Below are 19,306 nucleotides of genomic sequence, written 5' to 3' on the forward strand. Positions count from 1 at the left end.
AAGCTCATGGTACGCAGCCAAACAATATCGGCCAAAATTTGGTACGCCCTGTTAATCGTCGGCATGGTGCTGATCGCTTTGACGTCCATTGCGCCCATCGTCCATACGGTAGCGGTGTCCTTCAGCCATAAGGCTTACGCCGCAGCAGGAGCCGTATCGTTTTGGCCGAAAGGCTTCAATCTGTACGCGTATAAGCAGATCGTGGCCGATTCGAAATTTCTCCATTCCTTTATGGTGTCGGTTGAACGGGTGCTGCTGGGCGGGGCGATCAACTTTTTGATGACGGTGCTTATGGCCTATCCGCTGTCCCGGACCAGCGAGCAGTTTGGCGGCCGCAACGCCTACATGTGGTTCCTGATATTTACGATGCTGTTCAGCGGCGGCGTCATCCCCCTTTACATTTTGGTGAAAAGCCTCGGGCTCTTCGATTCGATCTGGGCTTTGGTACTGCCGTCCGCGGTGCCGGTATTCAACGTGATTTTGCTCATGAATTTTTTCCGCGGCATTCCGAAGGAGCTGAACGAAGCCGGAAGCATGGACGGGGCGGGTCCTTGGTACATGCTGTTTCGGGTGTACATCCCTTTGTCGCTGCCTTCGATTGCGACCGTTACCTTGTTCAGCATCGTCGGACATTGGAATTCGTTTTTCGACGGCATGATCTTTATGCGAAGCGTGGAGCATTATCCGCTCCAGACTTACATCCAGCAGCTGGTCGTTCAAATGAGCATCAGCACGATGGCCTCGGACCCGAACAAATACGAGCTGATGAGGCAGCTGTCGGACCAGACGCTGAACGCGGCCAAAATCGTCGTGGCCGTCGTTCCGGTGCTCGTCGTGTACCCGTTTTTGCAAAAATATTTCATCCAGGGCATTTTGCTCGGGTCGGTGAAGGAGTAGGGCGAAGCAGCTTTGACCTGCTTTGCCGAATATGATGGTGGCGTCATGTCTTAACAGGCGAGAAATGATTTGCAATCAAATCATGGAGGCGATGATGTACCGTGCGAAAAAAAATACCGTCGTTGATGCTTGCCCTTCTTCTGCTGCTGTCCGCGGCACCCGTTTCGGAGGCGGCCCCATCGGGTCTTGACGTATGGGTCGTCAATGCGCTCAAAACCGTATACCGCACCAGCACGCTGCCGCAACATCCGGAAACGGGCATCCGCATCGTGTCGGCCAAAAACGAATACGAAAACGCCCAGATCGCCGTCCGCGGGGCGTCCGATTTTAAAATCACGAAAGTTGAATTTTCAAACCTCGTATCCGGCGGACGCAAGTCCATCGCCAGCAGCAACCTGAAGTACCATTTTGCCGAATACGGGCTGCCGGACACGGTTCAGCCGAACATCTTTTTTCCCGAACGGGTAGGCGATCCGATTTATCCCCTGTCAGACATCCCGGACCCGTTGTCGAACGAAAAGTCGATGAAGGTAGCCGCCGACTCGACGCAGCCGATTTGGATCACGACCTACGTGCCTTCATCGACCGGGCCCGGCGTTTACGAAGGCAGCGTGACGGTCAAAACGAATCGCGGAGATTACCGCATCCCGCTGCAGGTGGAGGTTGCCGACGTAGAAATTCCGCAAACCTCGGATACCCGGTTCATTAATTACATCTGGGCGATGACCAACGGCTTTACATGGGACGGCATGCAGTTCGGCGACGCCTCGTCGGACGCGTACGACGTCGGAAAGTACTATTACGGCGTGGAGACCTACAGCGACAAATGGTTTAAGCTGATGGACAATTTCGCGCAGGTGATGACGGATTACCGGCAGAACATGATCTGGGTCCGGACGGATTTGTTCTTGAAGGAAACGGGAACGAATCTTTCCGAATTTCTAAGCGGCGTGCCGGACGATCTCGATTGGTCGCTGTTTGACAGGTACATGCAAATTTTCATCGACAAAGGGATGCGAAACTTCGCGAACGCCCATTTGATCCATATCCTGAACTACATGCCGGCGGACGAAAAGCCCGATCCTTCCTGGAACGAAAAGCTGCCGGACGCGCTGCCGCAGACCGACGCTTTTCTGAACAACTACCTCACCGCTTTGCATGATCATTTGCAGGAAAAAGGCTGGACGAGCGAAAACGGCTTTACCTGGTACCAGCATATCCGGGATGAGCCGATCGACGACAACGCCACGAATTACTGGACGTACGTCGCCAAAAAAGTGAAAGAGATCGCCCCGGATTTTAAAACGATGGATGCCGATCCGCACGGGATTCTATTAAATGATAAAACGAAACCTTACGTCGACGTATGGGTGCCCCTGACGCCCGCGTTCCAGGAAAAAGAGGATCAATATAAAGCCGAGCAAGCGGCCGGCAGCGATTTATGGGTCTACACCTGTGAAGTGAACCAGCCGCCATGGCTCAACCGCTTTTGGACGCAGCCGACGCTGACGGGCAGACTGCTGTACTGGAACCTGTTTCAGCATGGCGTGCAGGGCCACCTGCACTGGGCTTGGAATGCGTGGTACGTCGGCAGCTGGTACGGAGATTCGACCATCGTTTATCCGGACAAGAAAAACATGACGGTCAAAAGCTCCATCCGCTATGAGGCGCAAAGGGACGGTCTTGAGGAATACGAGCTGCTGCGCAAAATCCAAGAAAAACGTCCGGAGCTGGCGCAGCAAATCGTCGACAGCGCGGTGAGCCCGGCGGATGCGAGGAAGTACACGCTCTCGCCGGAATACGTCAAGGCGCTCCATGATTACATGGTCCGGGCGGCGGCGGGCGAACAGGTTGGAGACGTTCCGGCCCCGGGAAGCCCGTACGACGGACAGCAGCTGCCGCTGACGTACATGGCCGACAACGCAAGCGGGGATTTGCAATATGCCGGAACCTGGTATGACAAAAGCCGTCAGTATGCTTACCAAGGCGGCGTGCGGGTAACGGAAACGGCAAACGATGCGGTGGAATATGAGTTTGAAGGCAAGGGGATCGACGTCGTCGTCGAGAAAAACGAAGCTGCCGGCAACATCGCGATTTCCATCGACGATGCGGAAACGGTCATCGCGGATGCGTACGAAAAGGTGCAGCATGATTACTTCACGATCTATGCCAAACGCGATCTGACGCCGGGCAGGCATAAGATCAAGGTCGTCAACATGGAAAACAAGGGCCTGTATTTGGACGCCTTCCGCGTGTACATGGCGGAAGGACAACAAGCGTACGACGCCTCTCTCAGCAATATCGCGATCGGTCAGCTGCCGTCGTTTCGCTTCGACGCCACCGTCAGAGAATATCATCTCCCGCTGCCTGACGGGGTGGGGGCCGTGACGGTCCGGCCAACGCAAACGGACGAAAACGGCACGATGTCGGTGAACGGCCGGACCGTTGCCCGCGGCGAAGCGGCGACTGCCGTCGTTCCGGAAGGCATGAGCCGCATGACGATCGTATCCACGGCATCCGACGGCCGAACCACGCAGGAATACACGCTCCATTTTATCAAAGGTGCCTTAAACGAACCCGGCCGCAACAAGGCCAGAAGCAGCGCGCAGGTGACCGCGACCGCAACGCGGACCGGCGATCAAGGCGTGACCTACGGCCCGCTCAAGATGGCCGACGGCGATTACGGCACGATGTTTGCGAGCCCCCAAGGGTATAACGACACCCACCCGTTCCCGCATGACATCGTCATGACCTGGGATCAGCCGCAATCGTTTAACGCGATCGTCATGGCAACCACCTCGGGCCTGCTGCAGGGCATCACCGATATCGACGTGCAGGTATCCACGGACGGCGTGAACTTCGTTACCGTCGCCCGGCATGTTCCGATCCAATGGAGGAGCGATAAAGACGACAACGTGATGGAAAAGACGTTTGCGGCGATTCCGGACGTTTCGGAGGTCAAAAAGCTGCGGATTCAAATCAACGATGCCGACTGCCGAACATGGAACATGTACGCGCTTTATGAGCTGGAGCTGTATCAGCTTCCGGATCGCGGCGAGCTGGATGTGCAGGTGACGGGGCGGTAAATGGAAGGAATATCGGCGTCACTTCCTTTTGAATCGGCGGGCGGGATCGGCCGATTTTCATGAAGCTTTATACCCGGGCAGAAGGGTATCTCAAGGCCGGTTCCGGTCTGGAGGTACCCTTTTTCCGGAGCGGAAAGTCCGCTTTCGTCCACGGAAGGTCCACATTCGTCTCCCGTTGGCCGCCGTTTCGGCACAAAATGCAACAAGCAAGAAGCAAAATTGTGACTTTGCAGGATTTTCGCCGGGATATAATGAAGGAAACGGCGCGGTTTCAAGCGAAAATCGTCCCTGTTTTGCCTTGCCGCCTGCTGTCAGGGTACCTATAATCAAATTCATATCATTTTTTTGTAAGCGGATACAAAAATATGTTCAAAAACGGGTTCGGGAGGATGGCATGGAGAAACGAAAACGGCCCCTGTATCATCAGTTCAAGCATCGGTTCAAGCTGCCCTATTCGCTCAGAAACCGGCTGCTCATCATTTTGTCGCTGACGTCCCTGCTCCCGCTCGCCATCCTTGGCAGCATTACCTATTATTCGATGTTGTCTTTGCTTGAAAACAAAACCCAGGCAAGCGTGATCAGCCATTTGCATGAGGTGCGAATGTCGCTCGACAACACCTTTTCCCAAATGAACCACGTCTCCCAGCAGCTGGCGTTCGAGGGGAAGGTAGGCCAGGACGTCGAAAGGTATTTGCAGGCGAACGCTTACGGCAAAAAGGCGCTGCAGGATGAAATCAAACGGGAGCTTGGCGTCATCGGCTTCACGAATCCGAACCTTGGCATGATCTTTTATTTTTCGGCCGAAACGAACGAGCGGTTTTTCGAAAATTACATGGCGGATCCGTCGTTTTCGCTGAACAAGCTGCCGCTTTTGCTTCAGGTGAGCCGGATCACGTATTACGGTCCCCACAAGTCCTTTAATCCGCTTGACGGACATCTCGTGTTTTCGGCGGTCCGCAAGGGGGATTTGAAGGAAAGGGACGATATTTACGTCTATATCGAAACGAATTACAAATGGGTGGAGGCGCTGATCCGGAATCAGGAGAAATCCCAGGGGTACGAGCATTTAATCGTGGACGCCAAAGGACGGATTGCCTTTACGGAAGCGGAAGATGCGTTTCCGGAAGGGGGGCTTTTCCCGGACATTCGGCAAGAGAAAACGCCGGTGAACGGATATTACGCTTTTTCGGAACCAAGCAACCAAGGCTGGCGGGTCGTAACGGTCATCTCCAAGTCCTCGTATGAGCATGAAGTGAACAAATGGATCGGCAAATTTACGGGTACCGTCGTCGCGGCCATTTTTATCAGCATTTTGTTTTCCCTGGTTACCTGGCGCATGATTTACGATCCGCTGCGGGGGCTGGTCCGCGAAATTCGGGACGTGAAGCATCAAAGGCCGGCCAAACCGGAGAGCCGCCCCGGCAATTTGGAGTTCGACATGATCCATGAGCAGCTGAACCATATGCGCGCCCGCATTTCGGGTCTGATCGAAGATATCGAACGGAGCGAACGGGAAAAGTCCGCGCTTGAGCTGGAGAAGCTGATGAACCGGATCAATCCGCATTTCATCCATAATACGCTCGATACGATCCGCTGGATCGCCAGAGGCGAAGGGCATGCGGAGATCGACCGGCTGGTGTCCACGCTGAACAAGCTGCTGTACTACAATTTGGGCAAAAACGGCGAACCGACCGTCCGGGCCGAGCTGGAGGCCATCCGGAGCTACATTTCCCTGCAGGAAGTCCGGTACAACGTGCGCATCGACGTTCATATCGACGTGGAAGCGGAGGTTCTGGATTTGCCCATACCGCGTTTTATTTTGCAGCCGCTCGTGGAAAATGCCCTGTACCACGGCCTCGACGGGGACGGCGTCATCGAAGTGGAAATCCGCGAAGCAAAAAAGGGGCAACTGCTCGAAATTGCCGTCAAAGACAATGGCAGGGGCATGGATGAAGAGACGATCCGCAGTTTCATCGAAGGCCGCCCGGAAGCGGGGAAGGTGGGGATGGGCATCGGGCTGCAGTACGTGGTGCGCATGCTGAAAAGCCATTACGGCGGCGGGGCCCTTTTTTCCATCGAAAGCACTCCCGGCGTTTCGACGACGGTCATGCTGACGATACCGATTAAAGATAAAGGAGATGCTGCCGATGACAAGCGTGCTGGTTGTGGATGACGACCATTTGGTGAGAAAAGGTTTTATCGGAATTATGCCTTGGCAAAAATACGGGTTTACGGTCGCGGGAGAAGCGGGTAACGGCGAAAAGGCGCTGGAGCTGCTGGAAAACACGAAAGTGGATCTCCTGATCACGGATTTGGCGATGCCCGTCATGTCGGGGCTAGAACTGATGAGGGAAGTCAAAGAAAAATATCCCGGGACGTTCATGGTGGTGCTTACGTTTCATCATGATTTTGCTTTGATCCAGGAAGCGCTTCGGCTCGGGGCGGTGGATTACATCACGAAAATCGAATTGGAGCAGGAGCAGCTGGACGGCATCCTGTGCCGGATCGCGGGTCGGATCCGCGAGGCCAAGGGCAACAACGCGGCGGATCCCGAACCGTTCCGGGCCGCTAACGCGGATGCGGAAGCCGGGTTCTCCTACTCGACGGAGGTGCAAGAATGCATACGCAATGCCGTAGGTTTTATCCGCGAGCATTACCAAACCGAACTGCTGCTGCCCGACGTCGCCCAGCGGGTCAACATGAGCCGCAGTTATTTCAGCCGCTGCTTCAAAGACATCGTCGGCACAACGTTTCACGACTACGTGCGGGAGTTGCGGATCGAACATGCCAAAAAACTGCTGCGGCAGACGAACAAACCGGTGCAGTGGATTTCCGTTCAGTCCGGTTATCCGAACGAAAAATATTTTTTCAAGGTATTCCGCGAAATGACGGGGTATCTGCCGGGGGAGTTCCGGAAAAAATCGCGGCAGTAGAGGGGAAGCTTCCGGTCAGGGATATCATTTCATTTCGTAAATATTGCAAAAATCAATCAAATATATGATTGTAAATTTCGTTATAGTGAAATATAATGTCAGCATAAAGACTTATCATTACATTTTGAAGACTGGGGTGTTCGTATTGGCAGAACAGTTTGGCGTACTGACGTATCCGGAAATCGGAGGGCAAAGCGAGGCGCTTGCCGCCGCCTGGGAGCAGCTTGAACGGCAGCAGGATTGGGTTGACAACTATTTTAAAAGCGACAAATTCGACGAGGTCGTTTTTATCGGATCGGGAACTTCTTATTATCTTGCGTTAACCGCGGCCAGCACCTTCCGCAAATGGACGGGCAAAAGCGCCAGCGCCCATCCGTCCTCGGAAATTTACCTGTTCCGGGAGCAGGCGGTCGCCGCGAAAAAGGAAGTGCTGCTTGTCGGCATCTCCCGTTCGGGCGAATCCTCAGAAGTGATTTTGGCGCTGGATTCGGTCAAAGGACTGGCCGGCTGGACGACCTGCGGCATAACCTGCCACGAAGAGAGCACGATGGCAAAAAACGTGCCGTGCCTGTTGTCCCCGCTCGGCAACGAAAAAAGCACCGTCATGACCAAATCGTTCAGCAGCATGACCTTTATGCTCCAGGCGGCGATGGCGAAGGCGGCGGGCAGCGAAGCCCATCTCTCCGAGTTGAGGGAAGTGATGGCGCTCAGCAAGCAAACCGTGGAGAAAGGCGATGCGGCAGCCAAAGCGCTGATCGACGGCCATCCGGAGCTGAACAAGTTCATCTATCTCGGCATGGGCGCATACAACGGCCTGGCCCACGAAGCCTGCCTGAAATTGAAGGAAATGTCCTGCGTATGGACGGAAAGTTTTGGTACAATGGAATTCCGGCATGGTCCGAAGTCGGTGGTGGAGCCGGGCACGATGGTATGCCTGTTCCTGTCCGAAACGGCCAGAGCCTATGAAATCAAAGTTGCGCAGGAAATGAAAGAATACGGCGCGCACGTCGTTCTCGTGACGGCCGAAGCCGGCGAAGATACTGCTTTTGCGGACCTGGTCTTTGCCACGGGCGGCCGGCAGCTCAGCGATGAGGCGAGAGCGGCGCTGAATATGCCGCTGGTTCAATATATCGGTTACTACACCGCGCTGCGGGAGGGAAGAAACCCGGACAGCCCGCGGAATTTGACCCAAGTGGTTAAAATCTGACATATAAAGGAGCGAAATGGTTTTGCGAGAACGGAATGGATCGAAAGAAGAACGTCAGGAGCATATTTTAGAATACATCCTTGAGAACGGTTCGATATCCCTTCAGGAAGTCGTCCAGCAATTCGACTGCTCGGAGGCGACGGCCAGACGGGACCTGGAGGCGTTGGAAAAGGCCGGAAAGGTCATCCGGACGATGGGCGGGGGAGCGAAACCCGCGGGACTGATTGCCGGGAGGGAGATTCCATTCCACGAAAAGCAAAACAAGCTCTATCGGGAAAAAGAACGCATTGCCCAGCTCGCCGCATCCCTGGTCGAAGAGGGGGACGTCATCGGCTTGACGGGAGGCACGACGACGTATCTGATCGCCCGGGCCTTAAAAAGCCGCAGGAACATTACCGTGGTCACCAATGCCGTCAACATTGCGATGGAGTTGGCCGCGATCGAGGAAATTCAAGTGGTGCTCACCGGCGGCATGCTGCGCAGCAAAAACTTCGAGCTGTGCGGGCCGCTGGCCGAGCGGACGCTTGAAGCGCTGAATATCCATATCATGTTCATGGGCATCGACGGATTTTCCGTGGATCAGGGCGTCAGCACCTATTCCGAGCTGGAGGCGAACACCGCCAAAATCATGATGAAACGGACCGAGCGTACGATCGCGGTGTTCGACCATACCAAATCGGGACGCAACTCGTTGTTCCAGGTGGCGCCGTTATCGGCCCTTCACGGGATCATCACGGACGAAGAACCGGGAGAGGACACGCGGGCGCGCCTGGAGGCGGAGCAGGTTCAGGTTTACGTGGCGCAAGCCCGGTAACATCATTATTTCAAAATCTATCGAATAATGCAGGGCGGGTGTGAAAATGGAAATATATGCAGGCGTGGATGTGGGCGGAACCAACATCGTATGCGGCTTGGTAACGCCCTCCGGCGAGGTCGTGCATCGAATCAAACGGGCCACGGAGGTTTCCCAAGGCCCGGACGCCATTTTGGAAAAAATCGCATCCATGATCGAAGAAGCGGCCGTCGGTTTTGCCGGCCAGACGGGAGCTGCCGTCTCGGTCGCCGCGGCCGGGATCGGCTTGCCGGGATTCGTCGATCCGGAAGAAGGGATCGCCCGGTTCGCGGGCAACCTCGGCTGGCGCAACCTGCCCGCGGCCCAGCGGCTGCAGGCGCGGTTGAACCTGCCGGTGTACATTGACAACGACGTTCGTACTTATGTATACGGCGAAGCGATGCATGGAGCGGGCAAAGGCTTCAAGGATGTGCTGGGGCTGACGGTAGGCACCGGCATCGCCGCGGCCATGGTCAATGACGGCAAGCTCTACTACGGCTACCGGAACATGGCCGGCGAGCTTGGACACATCGTGATGGACGGACTTTCCGATCCGTGTCCTTGCGGGTTGCATGGCTGCCTTGAAACTTATGCATCGGCTTCGGGGATGGTGCGCCAGGCGAAAAAGCGGATGCAAGACGGAGAGGCGTCCATCCTGCAGGAATGGTATCCGGGGGGGCGGCTCGCGGAACTGTCCGCCGCGGACCTTTCACGCGCCTACGATCAAGACGATCCGCTCGCCCGCAGCGTGATGGAAAAGGCGGGAACGCTGCTCGGCCGCGCGTTGTCCTATGCGGTCCCGCTGTACAGTCCCGAGCTGATCATCGTCGGCGGGGGCGGCGCGCTTGCGGGCGAACGCCTGCTGGAGCCGCTGCGGAAGGAGCTCTACAGCCGGATATTGCCGGATTACAGGGAGGGCCTTCAGGTGGCCCCGGCCTTAAACAACGACGATGCAGGCGTCACCGGAAGCGCCATGTACGCGAAACAAAGACATGCCGCAACCGTTTGATATCCGGAAAACAAGCATCGGTTCTAACCGGCCATCATGCATCGAAATTCATACAAACGAAGGGGAAATATGAACATGGCACTTGTTTCTTCAACTTCCTTACTGCAAACCGCCAGACAAAACAAATACGCCATCGGCGCTTTTAACGTCCATACGCTCGAAATGCTCCAGGCCGTCGTCGAAGCGGCCGAAGAGGCCCAGTCTCCGCTAATTCTGCAATCGACCGTGGGTACGGTCAAACATCTGGGAGCGGACTACATCGCCGCAGCCGCGACCGTCGCCGCCAACCGCGCGAGCGTGCCGATCGCGCTCCATCTCGACCACTGCTCCGATTTTGCCGTCATCATGAGCTGCATCCGTGCCGGCTATACGTCGGTCATGATCGATGCTTCCCATTCGCCGTTCGAAGACAACGTGGCGATCACGCAAAAAGTGGTGGAAGCGGCCAATGCGGTCGGCATCAACGTCGAAGCCGAGCTCGGCAAAGTGGGCGGGGTCGAAGACGACATCGTCGTGGACGAACGGGACGCGCTGCTGGCCGATCCGGCCGAATGCGCCGAGTTCGTGGAGCGTACGGGCGTTCATACGCTCGCCCCGGCGATCGGGACGGCGCACGGCATATACAAAGGCGACCCGAACATCGACTTCGACCGCATCAAACGCATCGCCGACGTCGTCAGCGTGCCGCTCGTATTGCACGGCGGCTCCGGCATTCCGGAGGAGCAGGTCAAACGGGCCGTGTCCCTCGGCATGGCCAAGATGAACGTGGCGACCGAACTTCGCATCGTGTTTTCGGATGCCATCAAAGCGGTATTTGCCGCCAATCCGGAAGAAAACGACCCGCGTAAATACATGATTCCGGCGAAACAAGCGCTGAAACAAGCGGCCATCGAAAAAATGCAGCTTTGCGGCTGCGCCGGACGCGCCGGCGACTTCCGTTAATCGGAGGCAAGGAACGATTCCATAGCTCTTCGGGAAAAATCCCGGGGGGCTTTTTTTGTGCCGCCTGCAACCTTCCAGATCATGGGACCGTTAGTAGATAAAATGGAATTCATCCATCTTCAAGGGGGATTAGGTATGAGGAATCGGGGGTCATGGATCGCTGCATTGCTGTTGATCGCGTTGTTGGTCAGCGGTTGTTCGTCGGGGGCGCAAGACAAAAGCGCGGGAGATGCGGCGTCGGTCAACAGCCAAGCTTCCTCGGCGGACAGGGCGGATGCGCCACGCGAAGGGAAAGCGGCGGAATCCGCAAGCGAAGCGGAGGCTGCGGGCAACAACAGCGCCGAAGAACCGGCTTCCGCGGATGCCAAGCTGACGAATGCGTCTTCGCCGGCTCAGGTTTCGGGCGCAGGCTTTAACTCGCAGGATCTGTCGAGCGGCCTGAACAAAAAGCTGATGTACAAAGCGAACATCGTGATGGAGATTCAGGATTATGGAAAGGCGCAGTCGGAAGTCCGGAACGCGGTGACGCTTTCCGGCGGTTATATCGTCAATTTCAGCGAGACCCAATCCGCCAGCGAAAAAGGCGGCACGTTTATCGTCAAAGTTCCTGCAAACGGTTTCTCCTCCTTTTTAAGCCGGCTGGAGAACATCGGGCACGAAAACCTGCAGCGAAGCATCGAAGGGCAGGACGTCACGGAGGAATACGTCGATCTGGAATCGAGGCTCAAGGCCAAGCAAATCATGGAGGAGCAATACGTTGCTTTCATGAAAAAAGCGACCAAAACGACCGACCTTGTCGCTTTTGCCAACGAGCTGGAGCGAATCCAGGCGGAAATCGAGCAAATGAAAGGCCGCATGCGTTACATTGACCAAAACGTGGCTTATTCCACGGTCGAAATCAGGCTTTACGAGACGCCCCAAAAAAAGGAGGACCCGAAAGCGTCCGCCGTTCAAGCCCCGCTCGGGCAGCGCATTTCCGAAGCTTTTCAGGGCAGCGTCGACGTGATCGCGATCATCGCCCAATGGATCATCGTCATCCTGTCCGGATCGCTTCCCGTCCTGGTCATCGCGGCGATCGTTCTGCTCATCCTTTGGCTGGCGCGAAAATCGGGGCAGCGGAAACGGGAAGAGGCGGCCCGAAAGCGCAAGCTGATCAATAACGGAGGGGCTGCCGCTCCGGAACATCACGAAGGCCCGGAGAACGGGGAAGAAGGCAGGAAAGACGAATAACAGGAAAAGCAAGCCGCAATTCGCCAAAAACGCACATAACTTGGCCTGCATTGTGGCATATTACCTCTAGTTTGCAAATTGAGTCCATTTTTGGATGGAGAGGTGATATCCACGTGAAGCGTTTTGTGATCGCATTGGCTGCGGTTTTGCTGCTGTGCTGCGGCTACCAGCAAACCGCGTCGGCGGACGGTCCTTACCATTTCGGCTTCAAAAAAAGCAAAAACGGCCAGCTTCCTTCCATTAACGAAGAAGGCTTCAAGGAAGTATTGCAGAAAAACGAAGCGATATTTTTGGGCGACACGTCCCGCAAGGAGCTGTACCTGACGTTCGACAACGGCTACGAAAACGGGTTTACGCCTAAAATTTTGGATGTGCTGAAGGAAAAAAAGGTCCCGGCCATTTTCTTTCTGACAGGCCATTACGTCGAGGATAAACCCGAGCTGGTGAAACGGATGGCGGCGGAAGGGCACCTGATCGGCAACCATTCCTGGTCCCACCCCGACCTGACGCAGATCTCGGACGCCAAGCTCAAAGAAGAACTGAAGAGGGTAAAGGATGCCGTAGCGGCCACGACCGGGCGGCAGGCCATGAACTTCCTCCGCCCGCCGCGGGGCATTTTTAACGATCGCGCGTTGGCGGTAAGCCGCCAGGAAGGTTACGTCAGCGTATTTTGGTCGGTGGCCTATAAGGATTGGGACGTGAGCGACCAGCGAGGCGCAGACCATGCCTACAGGCAGGTGATGGCCCAGCTGCATCCGGGGGCGGTCATTTTGCTGCATTCCATCTCCCGGGACAACACGGAGGCTTTGGGAAGAATCATCGACGGGGCGCGGCAGCAAGGCTACGAGTTCAAAAGCCTGGATGCGCTTAAAGTGAAAACCTACTGATTCAACGCGAGTTAGATTAAGCATTCCCGAAAGGGGATGCTTTTTTGTGCGTGGCGCTGGATTGCAAGCGACGGTCCGGCCGGAGGAACGGCGTGTTCCGGGACGGCTTAAGCCGCTTAGGTTGCGGGCAGGATTTGTCTTAAACGGGCGGGATCCATTATACTGGACAACGTGCAAAAACTTTGGTAGGCACAAATGTTTCACCGTATGAGCTGCCGCAAAAGGAAGGAGAGGATTTTTTTGCTGCAATCATGGGACTACTCGCTGTTCAGCTGGATCAACAATGCGGCTGGCAGTTTCCCGGCCTTGGACGCAATCATGCGCTTTTTATCCGAAGATGCGGAATATCTGTTTTATTTGGCCGTGATCGTGTACTGCTTTACCCGGAGGGGAACGGACCGGAGAATGGTCGTACAGGCGCTTGTTTCCGCCTTCGTCGCTTTCGGGATCGGCTATGTTCTCGGCCATTTATTTTACCGGGATCGTCCGTTCGTCGCCCATCACGTGCATCAAATGATCGAGCATGCGGCCAATGCGTCGTTCCCGAGCAATCATTCGATCGGTTCTTTTGTCATCGCGTTTTCGATTTTCCTCTGCCGCAAAAAGGACGGGGCCTTCTGGCTGCTTCTCGCCGCCTTGATCGGCTTTTCCCGGATCTGGAACGGCGTCCATTACCCGACGGACGTCATCAGCGGCGCCATCATTGCCATCGTCGTGTCGGCCGTCGTTTACAAGCTGTTCGATAAGCTGGTTTGGAGCAGACGTTTCGGCTCGTGGCGGACGTTCCCCGGCAACTATTCACGGTAAGGGCAGCGACGGAGCAAATAAGGCAAACAACCGCGAAAAAAGCATATCTATTCAGAAGGAAAGCCGTTAATCGCGCCGTGTGCGCCGTTAGCGGCTTTTTTCGTTTCTTGCGGCAGCTAGGGACAGGATAAAGCTAAAGGAATAACGCGAGGTTAAGCTGGGGCAGAGAAATGATCCTGAATTTCGAAAGTGCATAAGATCAATGCAAGATGCTAAAGCAATGGCGACTTAAGAAGTGAAAAGGTGGGAGTTTCCCATGTTTTAGTGGAGACGGAAGCTTGCGGCAGATGGTCTTTCCCCCTCCCCAATGAAGAGGCAGTCCTGTACCTCTGTCAATAGAGTAGACACAAAGAATCGAGAAAATTATGCGGCAGATCGGTACATACGTTCGCACTCATTGGGCGTAGAATACCCAATCGCGGAATGGATTCGTTTTCCATTGTAGAAGCAGGTAATATATTCAAAAATGCGTTTCTTGGCTTGCTTGCGTGTTTTGAACTTCTCCAAGTAGACAAGTTCTTTCTTAAGCACACTGTGGAACGATTCAATACACGCATTATCGTAGCAGTTCCCTTTGCGGCTCATACTGCCTTTCATCTTGTAGGTGCACAGCCGCGCCTGGTAGTCATGAGAAGCGTACTGGCTGCCGCGATCCGAATGATGCAGAACCTCTTCGCACGGTCGCTGCTGGCTGTGGGCGCGGTCCAGCGCCGTTAACACGAGTTCTTTCGTCATTCGCTCATCCATGTGAAATCCAACGATTTTACGACTGTACAGGTCCATGATGCTTGCCAGGTATAGCCAACCCTCATCGGTCGGGATATACGTAATATCAGCCACCCAGGCCTTGTTTGGAGCGGACGGATTAAACTCGCGGTTCAACACGTTCTCTTGGACAGGCAGGTTGTGCTTCGAGTTGGTTGTGGCCTTGTATTTCTTCACCGTGCGAGAACGTAAACCCAGCTCCTTCATGATCCGAGCGACTGTTTTCTCGGACACTCGTATGCCCTGCTTGTGCAGTTCTTTTGCTACTTTGGGGCTTCCATATAATCGACGGGATTCTAGAAAGATACGACGGATCCGCCGCTCCAGCTTGCGACGTCGCTTTTCACGTTTGCTGGCTTTTCGCTGGGTCCATTTGTAATAGCCGCTTCGGGATACTTCAAAGGCTTCGCACATCTTCGAGACTCGGCACTTGAAGCGATGATCGTGGATGAAGGCATAGATCAGCGCCGGTCTTTGGCGAAGTAGTGCATCGCCTTTTTTAAGATGTCGTTCTCCTCTTCCAGATCACGAAGGCGTTTCTGAAGATCTCTCATTGCTTTATCGTCGGCTTTCAGTTGCCCACTGCCTGGAAAGGCCTGTGCGCCGTCTTTCTTGTATTCCGCCATCCAACGATACAGGGTGTTGTCGCTGATCCCCAGTTCGCGGGCGACCTGCGCCACCGCTTTCCCTTCTTCCTGGATCATCTGAATCGTTTGCAGTTTAAATTCTTTATCGTATTTTTTCGTCATGGTAGCACCTCGAATTTGGATAGATTCATTTTACCCGATTCTCGGTTCTCCATGTCTACTTTTTAGTCTAGCAGCAGAACCATAGAAAAAGGCGAGAATGACACGCACGGCTGCACAGGCAGCGGATAACTGGGGCGTACCTCTTCTCGCCATTTTTTGGATTAAAAATACATTCAAACTTTTTCTGATATTTCGTGTTGTGTATATATGGGGAGAAAGAACCTGTACAGTAAATTTACAAAGGTATTTAAAAAAAAGCATGGAATTAACTCTTCAACAAAAATATGATTGACATGGTAATTATTAGGTGGTATATATAAGATACACTATTTACCATATGGTGTAATAATATTCCAGCAGGGGGAAATGCAGTTATGAAATCCACTATTAAACGTCTTCTTGTCACTTCACTGTCTGCGGCAAGTATTCTAGCAGTGACATCATCAGCATTCGCTGATGATAATTCTACAGCCGCCAACCCAGGTACATCCGATTCTAATCCACCAATCATTCAATTGGGAGATGAAAATATAACTGATGGTGGCATTGTTACTCCATTTTCGAGCACTCCAGTAATTGATAATCGCCCCATAAGCGGACACGATTATGAGGCTAGCTTTTACATCAAGCCTAACTTCGGTTATGTAAGATTGTATTTAAAGAACACAGGGCCAGATACGATAAATTTATCTGTTAATCAGGGAAGTACATCGGGTCCTCTGAAGTACTTTGCTAAAGTGTACCCTGGTCAAACATTCAATGAAATATTGAATCCAAAAGGTGCTTGGGCAGTAGGTGACTTTTACGTCAGTTTAGCATCTGGAAGTTTACCTATGAGTGGGCAACTCGGAGTTCGTATTAGCACGGACTTGAATTTCTAAAATATATTGAAGAAAGGAAGGCGAGCGAAACATGGCTCGCCTTTTTCAATTCTGCACCAAACAGTAATGTGCGAAGCAGGAAAATCATTCCTGATGTCGAACCAAGTATTTAATAGAGTGTTTTGCATAATTCCGTTTCAGAGAAGAAGCGATAGCATATTCACTGTCGTTAAGGGGTAATTTTCGAAAATGGTATTATATGGATGAAGAAAAGGGCAGACTTGCAGAATTTTAGAACAGCTCGTTTTTTAAGCGGCAGCCCGTTTTGAATGATGAGAAACGGCGAGCGCAGATGCAAGCAGAACAATGGCATTCAAATACTGGTGAGTTGTGACTTTCTGAATGCCCCGGACATGTGCGGCGTCTGCCGTCAAATAGGTTTTCAATCGGGAGTTGCAGCGTTCTACGCTGGTTCGTTCATTGTAAAGTTCCTTCCAACGCTTTGTATCCCGATGAGGGATGCTGTATCGCCGGAGATCATCCTTCGCATTTACTTTGACGACCATTCCATAGTTTGAAGACGAGCAGGCAGCCATGCCAAGCGGACAGTCGACTTTACCCGTGGCATGCGGGCAGCGAAATTTATGCATATCGCCGTCAACTCCCCAGTATGTCATCGCATAACCCATGGAACAGCACGGTGTTCCGTTCGAGGTCATGCCAGCAGGCGGTTCCTTCTCCCCCCGAAGATTAAGGGGAATGATGGCTTGTGCCTTGACGTTGCGGGCGGCCTCATAAACTTTCATTTGGTCGTAGCCCGCATCGAGTATGAAAAATCGTGTGCTCGTCCTGGACGCTGTTTTCTCGATCAGGCCCGGCGCCATTTCTCCATCATTGACATGCGCCGGCGTTACTTCCAAGGCGATCGGCAATTCACTTTTCGTATCGACCGCCAGATGAATTTTGTAACCAAACCATGTGATTTTATTGCCGAAGGAATCAATTTTTGCGCCCCAGTTCGCATTACCCGTTTGCTCGCTTTTGCGTTTGGGCTGCTTTTTCTCGTAAGCGCGGAGAGCGGCGCTGTCTATGGCGACGTTACTGCCTTCTATGATACCTTCCTGCTGACAGCGTGTGACCAAATCCTCAAAAAGCCGTTTTGCCAAGTCCTTTCTCGTCAGTTCTGAGAAAACTCGGCTTAATGTGGATATGGAAGGAGCTTCTCGATCCAGCGGAAGACCACACTGATAACGAAACCGGAGATCCGTATCCAAACGCTTATGCAACCCTGAAAAGGTACTTATTCCTTCAAGCGGCGCAGCCAAGAGTGCTCGTAGAATACCTTGTCTGCAGTATCCCTCAGCGCCTCGGGGTGAACGGCTTCTCAGTTCCTTGGCATACGGTCTCAGATCGAGAGAGCTGAAGAAGATCGGCAATCTCTCCTTGGGTTGAATTTTTAAAAGTTCTTCGAAGGAAAACAGACATTCTTGGAGAATATACAAAGTGACTTCCTCCATCCTTGAGGTTTTTGGGTTTGGTCACTTGAAAACTTCTCCAAGTTGGGGTGAAGTCCCTTTTTTATGTCCGAAAATCCTTACGGCTCAAGGCCTCAGATTACTGCAAAACGCTCAAATAAAAAAGTGGTTAAATATCCCTGATGAATCGGCATTAATCGAGTTTGATTGGGATGCTGTCGAACACCCGCTGAGCACAATGATCGGAATAACTCTAATCAACATGACGAGAATGGGCTTGGCCCATTTTTGAAGCAACAAAATCTTTTTCATCGTTGTCCTCCCTAATTGAAAGTATGGAATATCAATGTGGGAAAGGACTATTGTCGTCTTCATCAGGTGCTTCTCTTCGTCTGGCGATACGTACTATCCACCGCTGAATGCTGCTGAGTTGTGACAGTCTTACAGCCACAAACCAAATTGAACCGGCTGCAGCAATTTCATGCCCCCAGTGTATCTTTTGTGAAGAAAAATAGGTGAATGGAAGTAACACTACGGAAGAGATGAGAGCAATCGAGAATGCCAATTGAACCAAGTCATAAAAATGCTCCAGTCAAGTTCACCTCCGCATGAGCGATATGGGTTTTTTTATAATAATTATACGCTTTAAAAAACTGTGTAGTTTCACTAATCTGCCCGTTAGCTTAACGAAAAATGAAGCAGTTGCCAAAGGGAAGTTAGTTTCGATAAGTTAGCTGTAATGCGTTCTTTTTCCGATACAATCCGTGAAGCTCGGTTGTTCTGCCTTACTGTAGTTTTGTCACTCCGTTCGGAAGTTCGGAAGCCGGCGGCCAGACGATCGCTCCGCAGCGGTTCACGTACCCTCTGTTTTCTCGCTCGAAATCGGAACGAGCAAACTGATCACAGCCAATTCGCCGTTAAAATCGTCAGTCCAATAGAATTTCGACTCGATCACAAAGCGGCCGGATGTATTGATATAGCCGTACCTCTGCCCCTGGCTGGCCGGAGCCAGGCCGCCCTTGAACAAACCCCCGGCTGTAATGCCCTGGATGACTTTGGTGCCCTTCTTGTTGATATAGAAGGTGACTCCATTACGCTCGAGTTGTCCGTATCGGGGCCTGTCAGCCGTCTTTCCCAGGAGACGCTCCATGAGTATGTTCCGGTCTTAAAAGAAGCTGCCGCACAGATGGGACTCATGCTGGCCTGATCCGAAACGGCATTTTGGAAAATATGGTTGTTTTTCCGCCATGTTTAGGCTAAACTGTAATGGACAGCCCAAAGCGTGGGCTGACTGAACTGAATAGGACGCAGCGGCAAGATTGCCGTTAGCCGTCAAACGTTACTGGGGGAGTCCGAATTGTCCGGACTGAGACGGAATCGCATGAGATTCCGGACCCTTAGCACCTGATCTGGATCATGCCAGCGTAGGGAAGTAATCGGCGAAACAACGACGAGCATCGTCAACATGCCTTGAGTGAAGCCACCCCTGTGGGTAGACTTACCGCGGCATGTTTGGCGGTGAAAGATAGAGCCGGTTCCCTGGGGGAACCGGTTTTTTTATGCAGTATCCGAGACATCATCGCATCTCCATGGCGTTCCGACAAGGTGGAGATGTGTGGTGCGTGGCCATGATTACCATGTTCCCGCCCTGCCGAGGAGCTGTATC

At 53.3% G+C, this 19,306-nt stretch carries 16 protein-coding genes and 1 riboswitch; of the genes, 13 read left to right on the top strand and 3 right to left on the bottom strand.

Annotated features, from left to right (window positions below):
* Positions 1-6: 6 nt before the first annotated feature.
* From NYE48_RS06585 to NYE48_RS06635, 11 genes are all read left to right on the top strand, one after another.
* Complete coding sequence (locus tag NYE48_RS06585; protein ID WP_340997601.1) at positions 7-897, top strand: carbohydrate ABC transporter permease; 891 nt, start codon at positions 7-9, stop codon at positions 895-897.
* 101 nt (positions 898-998) lie between these two features.
* Complete coding sequence (locus NYE48_RS06590; protein WP_340997602.1) at positions 999-3,983, top strand: glycoside hydrolase domain-containing protein; 2,985 nt, start codon at positions 999-1,001, stop codon at positions 3,981-3,983.
* Positions 3,984-4,377: 394 nt separating this feature from the next.
* Entirely contained in the window at positions 4,378-6,156 is a 1,779-nt protein-coding gene (locus tag NYE48_RS06595) for a cache domain-containing sensor histidine kinase (RefSeq protein ID WP_340997604.1), read from the top strand.
* Positions 6,131-6,916: a response regulator transcription factor gene (locus tag NYE48_RS06600; RefSeq protein WP_340997606.1), complete on the top strand. Its 786-nt coding sequence runs from the start codon at positions 6,131-6,133 to the stop codon at positions 6,914-6,916. Before NYE48_RS06595 ends, NYE48_RS06600 begins: the two co-directional genes overlap by 26 nt.
* 145 nt (positions 6,917-7,061) lie before the next feature.
* The gene (locus NYE48_RS06605; RefSeq protein WP_445323948.1) at positions 7,062-8,123 is read left to right on the top strand and encodes an SIS domain-containing protein; all 1,062 of its coding nucleotides are present in this window, start codon (positions 7,062-7,064) and stop codon (positions 8,121-8,123) included.
* A gap of 16 nt (positions 8,124-8,139) precedes the next feature.
* Complete coding sequence (locus NYE48_RS06610; RefSeq protein WP_212950473.1) at positions 8,140-8,937, top strand: DeoR/GlpR family DNA-binding transcription regulator; 798 nt, start codon at positions 8,140-8,142, stop codon at positions 8,935-8,937.
* A 46-nt stretch (positions 8,938-8,983) separates the two neighbouring features.
* Entirely contained in the window at positions 8,984-9,964 is a 981-nt protein-coding gene (locus NYE48_RS06615; RefSeq protein WP_340997611.1) for an ROK family protein, read from the top strand.
* A gap of 75 nt (positions 9,965-10,039) precedes the next feature.
* On the top strand, positions 10,040-10,906 hold the full coding sequence (fba, locus tag NYE48_RS06620; RefSeq protein WP_036711843.1) for a class II fructose-1,6-bisphosphate aldolase: 867 nt from the start codon (positions 10,040-10,042) through the stop codon (positions 10,904-10,906).
* Positions 10,907-11,041: 135 nt separating this feature from the next.
* Positions 11,042-12,136, top strand: a complete 1,095-nt coding sequence (locus NYE48_RS06625; protein WP_340997614.1) for a DUF4349 domain-containing protein — start codon at positions 11,042-11,044, stop codon at positions 12,134-12,136.
* 113 nt (positions 12,137-12,249) lie between these two features.
* The gene (pdaA, locus tag NYE48_RS06630) at positions 12,250-13,023 is read left to right on the top strand and encodes a delta-lactam-biosynthetic de-N-acetylase (RefSeq protein ID WP_445323949.1); all 774 of its coding nucleotides are present in this window, start codon (positions 12,250-12,252) and stop codon (positions 13,021-13,023) included.
* Positions 13,024-13,263: 240 nt separating this feature from the next.
* Complete coding sequence (locus NYE48_RS06635; RefSeq protein WP_212950466.1) at positions 13,264-13,830, top strand: undecaprenyl-diphosphatase; 567 nt, start codon at positions 13,264-13,266, stop codon at positions 13,828-13,830.
* Positions 13,831-14,193: 363 nt separating this feature from the next.
* Here NYE48_RS06635 and NYE48_RS06640 read toward each other — a convergent pair.
* Positions 14,194-15,344, bottom strand: a protein-coding gene (locus NYE48_RS06640) for an IS3 family transposase (protein WP_340997616.1) whose coding sequence is annotated in 2 segments (ribosomal slippage) — positions 14,194-15,089 and positions 15,089-15,344 — 1,152 coding nt in all. Because the reading frame shifts where the segments join, the coding sequence is not laid out codon by codon here.
* Positions 15,345-15,718: 374 nt separating this feature from the next.
* On the opposite strand from NYE48_RS06640, the gene NYE48_RS06645 reads away from it, so the two are divergent.
* Entirely contained in the window at positions 15,719-16,225 is a 507-nt protein-coding gene (locus NYE48_RS06645; protein WP_340997618.1) for a hypothetical protein, read from the top strand.
* A 248-nt stretch (positions 16,226-16,473) separates the two neighbouring features.
* On the opposite strand, the gene NYE48_RS06650 is transcribed toward NYE48_RS06645, so the two are convergent.
* On the bottom strand, positions 16,474-17,667 hold the full coding sequence (locus NYE48_RS06650) for a transposase (protein WP_016311143.1): 1,194 nt from the start codon (positions 17,665-17,667) through the stop codon (positions 16,474-16,476).
* 1 nt (position 17,668) lies between these two features.
* On the opposite strand from NYE48_RS06650, the gene NYE48_RS06655 reads away from it, so the two are divergent.
* Positions 17,669-17,932 (top strand): hypothetical protein, encoded by a 264-nt coding sequence (locus NYE48_RS06655; RefSeq protein ID WP_259619322.1) that lies wholly within the window; start codon positions 17,669-17,671, stop codon positions 17,930-17,932.
* A 561-nt stretch (positions 17,933-18,493) separates the two neighbouring features.
* On the opposite strand, the gene NYE48_RS06660 is transcribed toward NYE48_RS06655, so the two are convergent.
* Positions 18,494-18,790 (bottom strand): WG repeat-containing protein, encoded by a 297-nt coding sequence (locus NYE48_RS06660; RefSeq protein WP_259619320.1) that lies wholly within the window; start codon positions 18,788-18,790, stop codon positions 18,494-18,496.
* Positions 18,791-18,974: 184 nt separating this feature from the next.
* A riboswitch (TPP riboswitch) is annotated at positions 18,975-19,088 on the top strand.
* Positions 19,089-19,306 lie beyond the last annotated feature (218 nt).

This window comes from Paenibacillus sp. FSL M7-1455 (assembly GCF_038004655.1).
Lineage (GTDB): Bacteria > Bacillota > Bacilli > Paenibacillales > Paenibacillaceae > Paenibacillus_AQ > Paenibacillus_AQ cookii.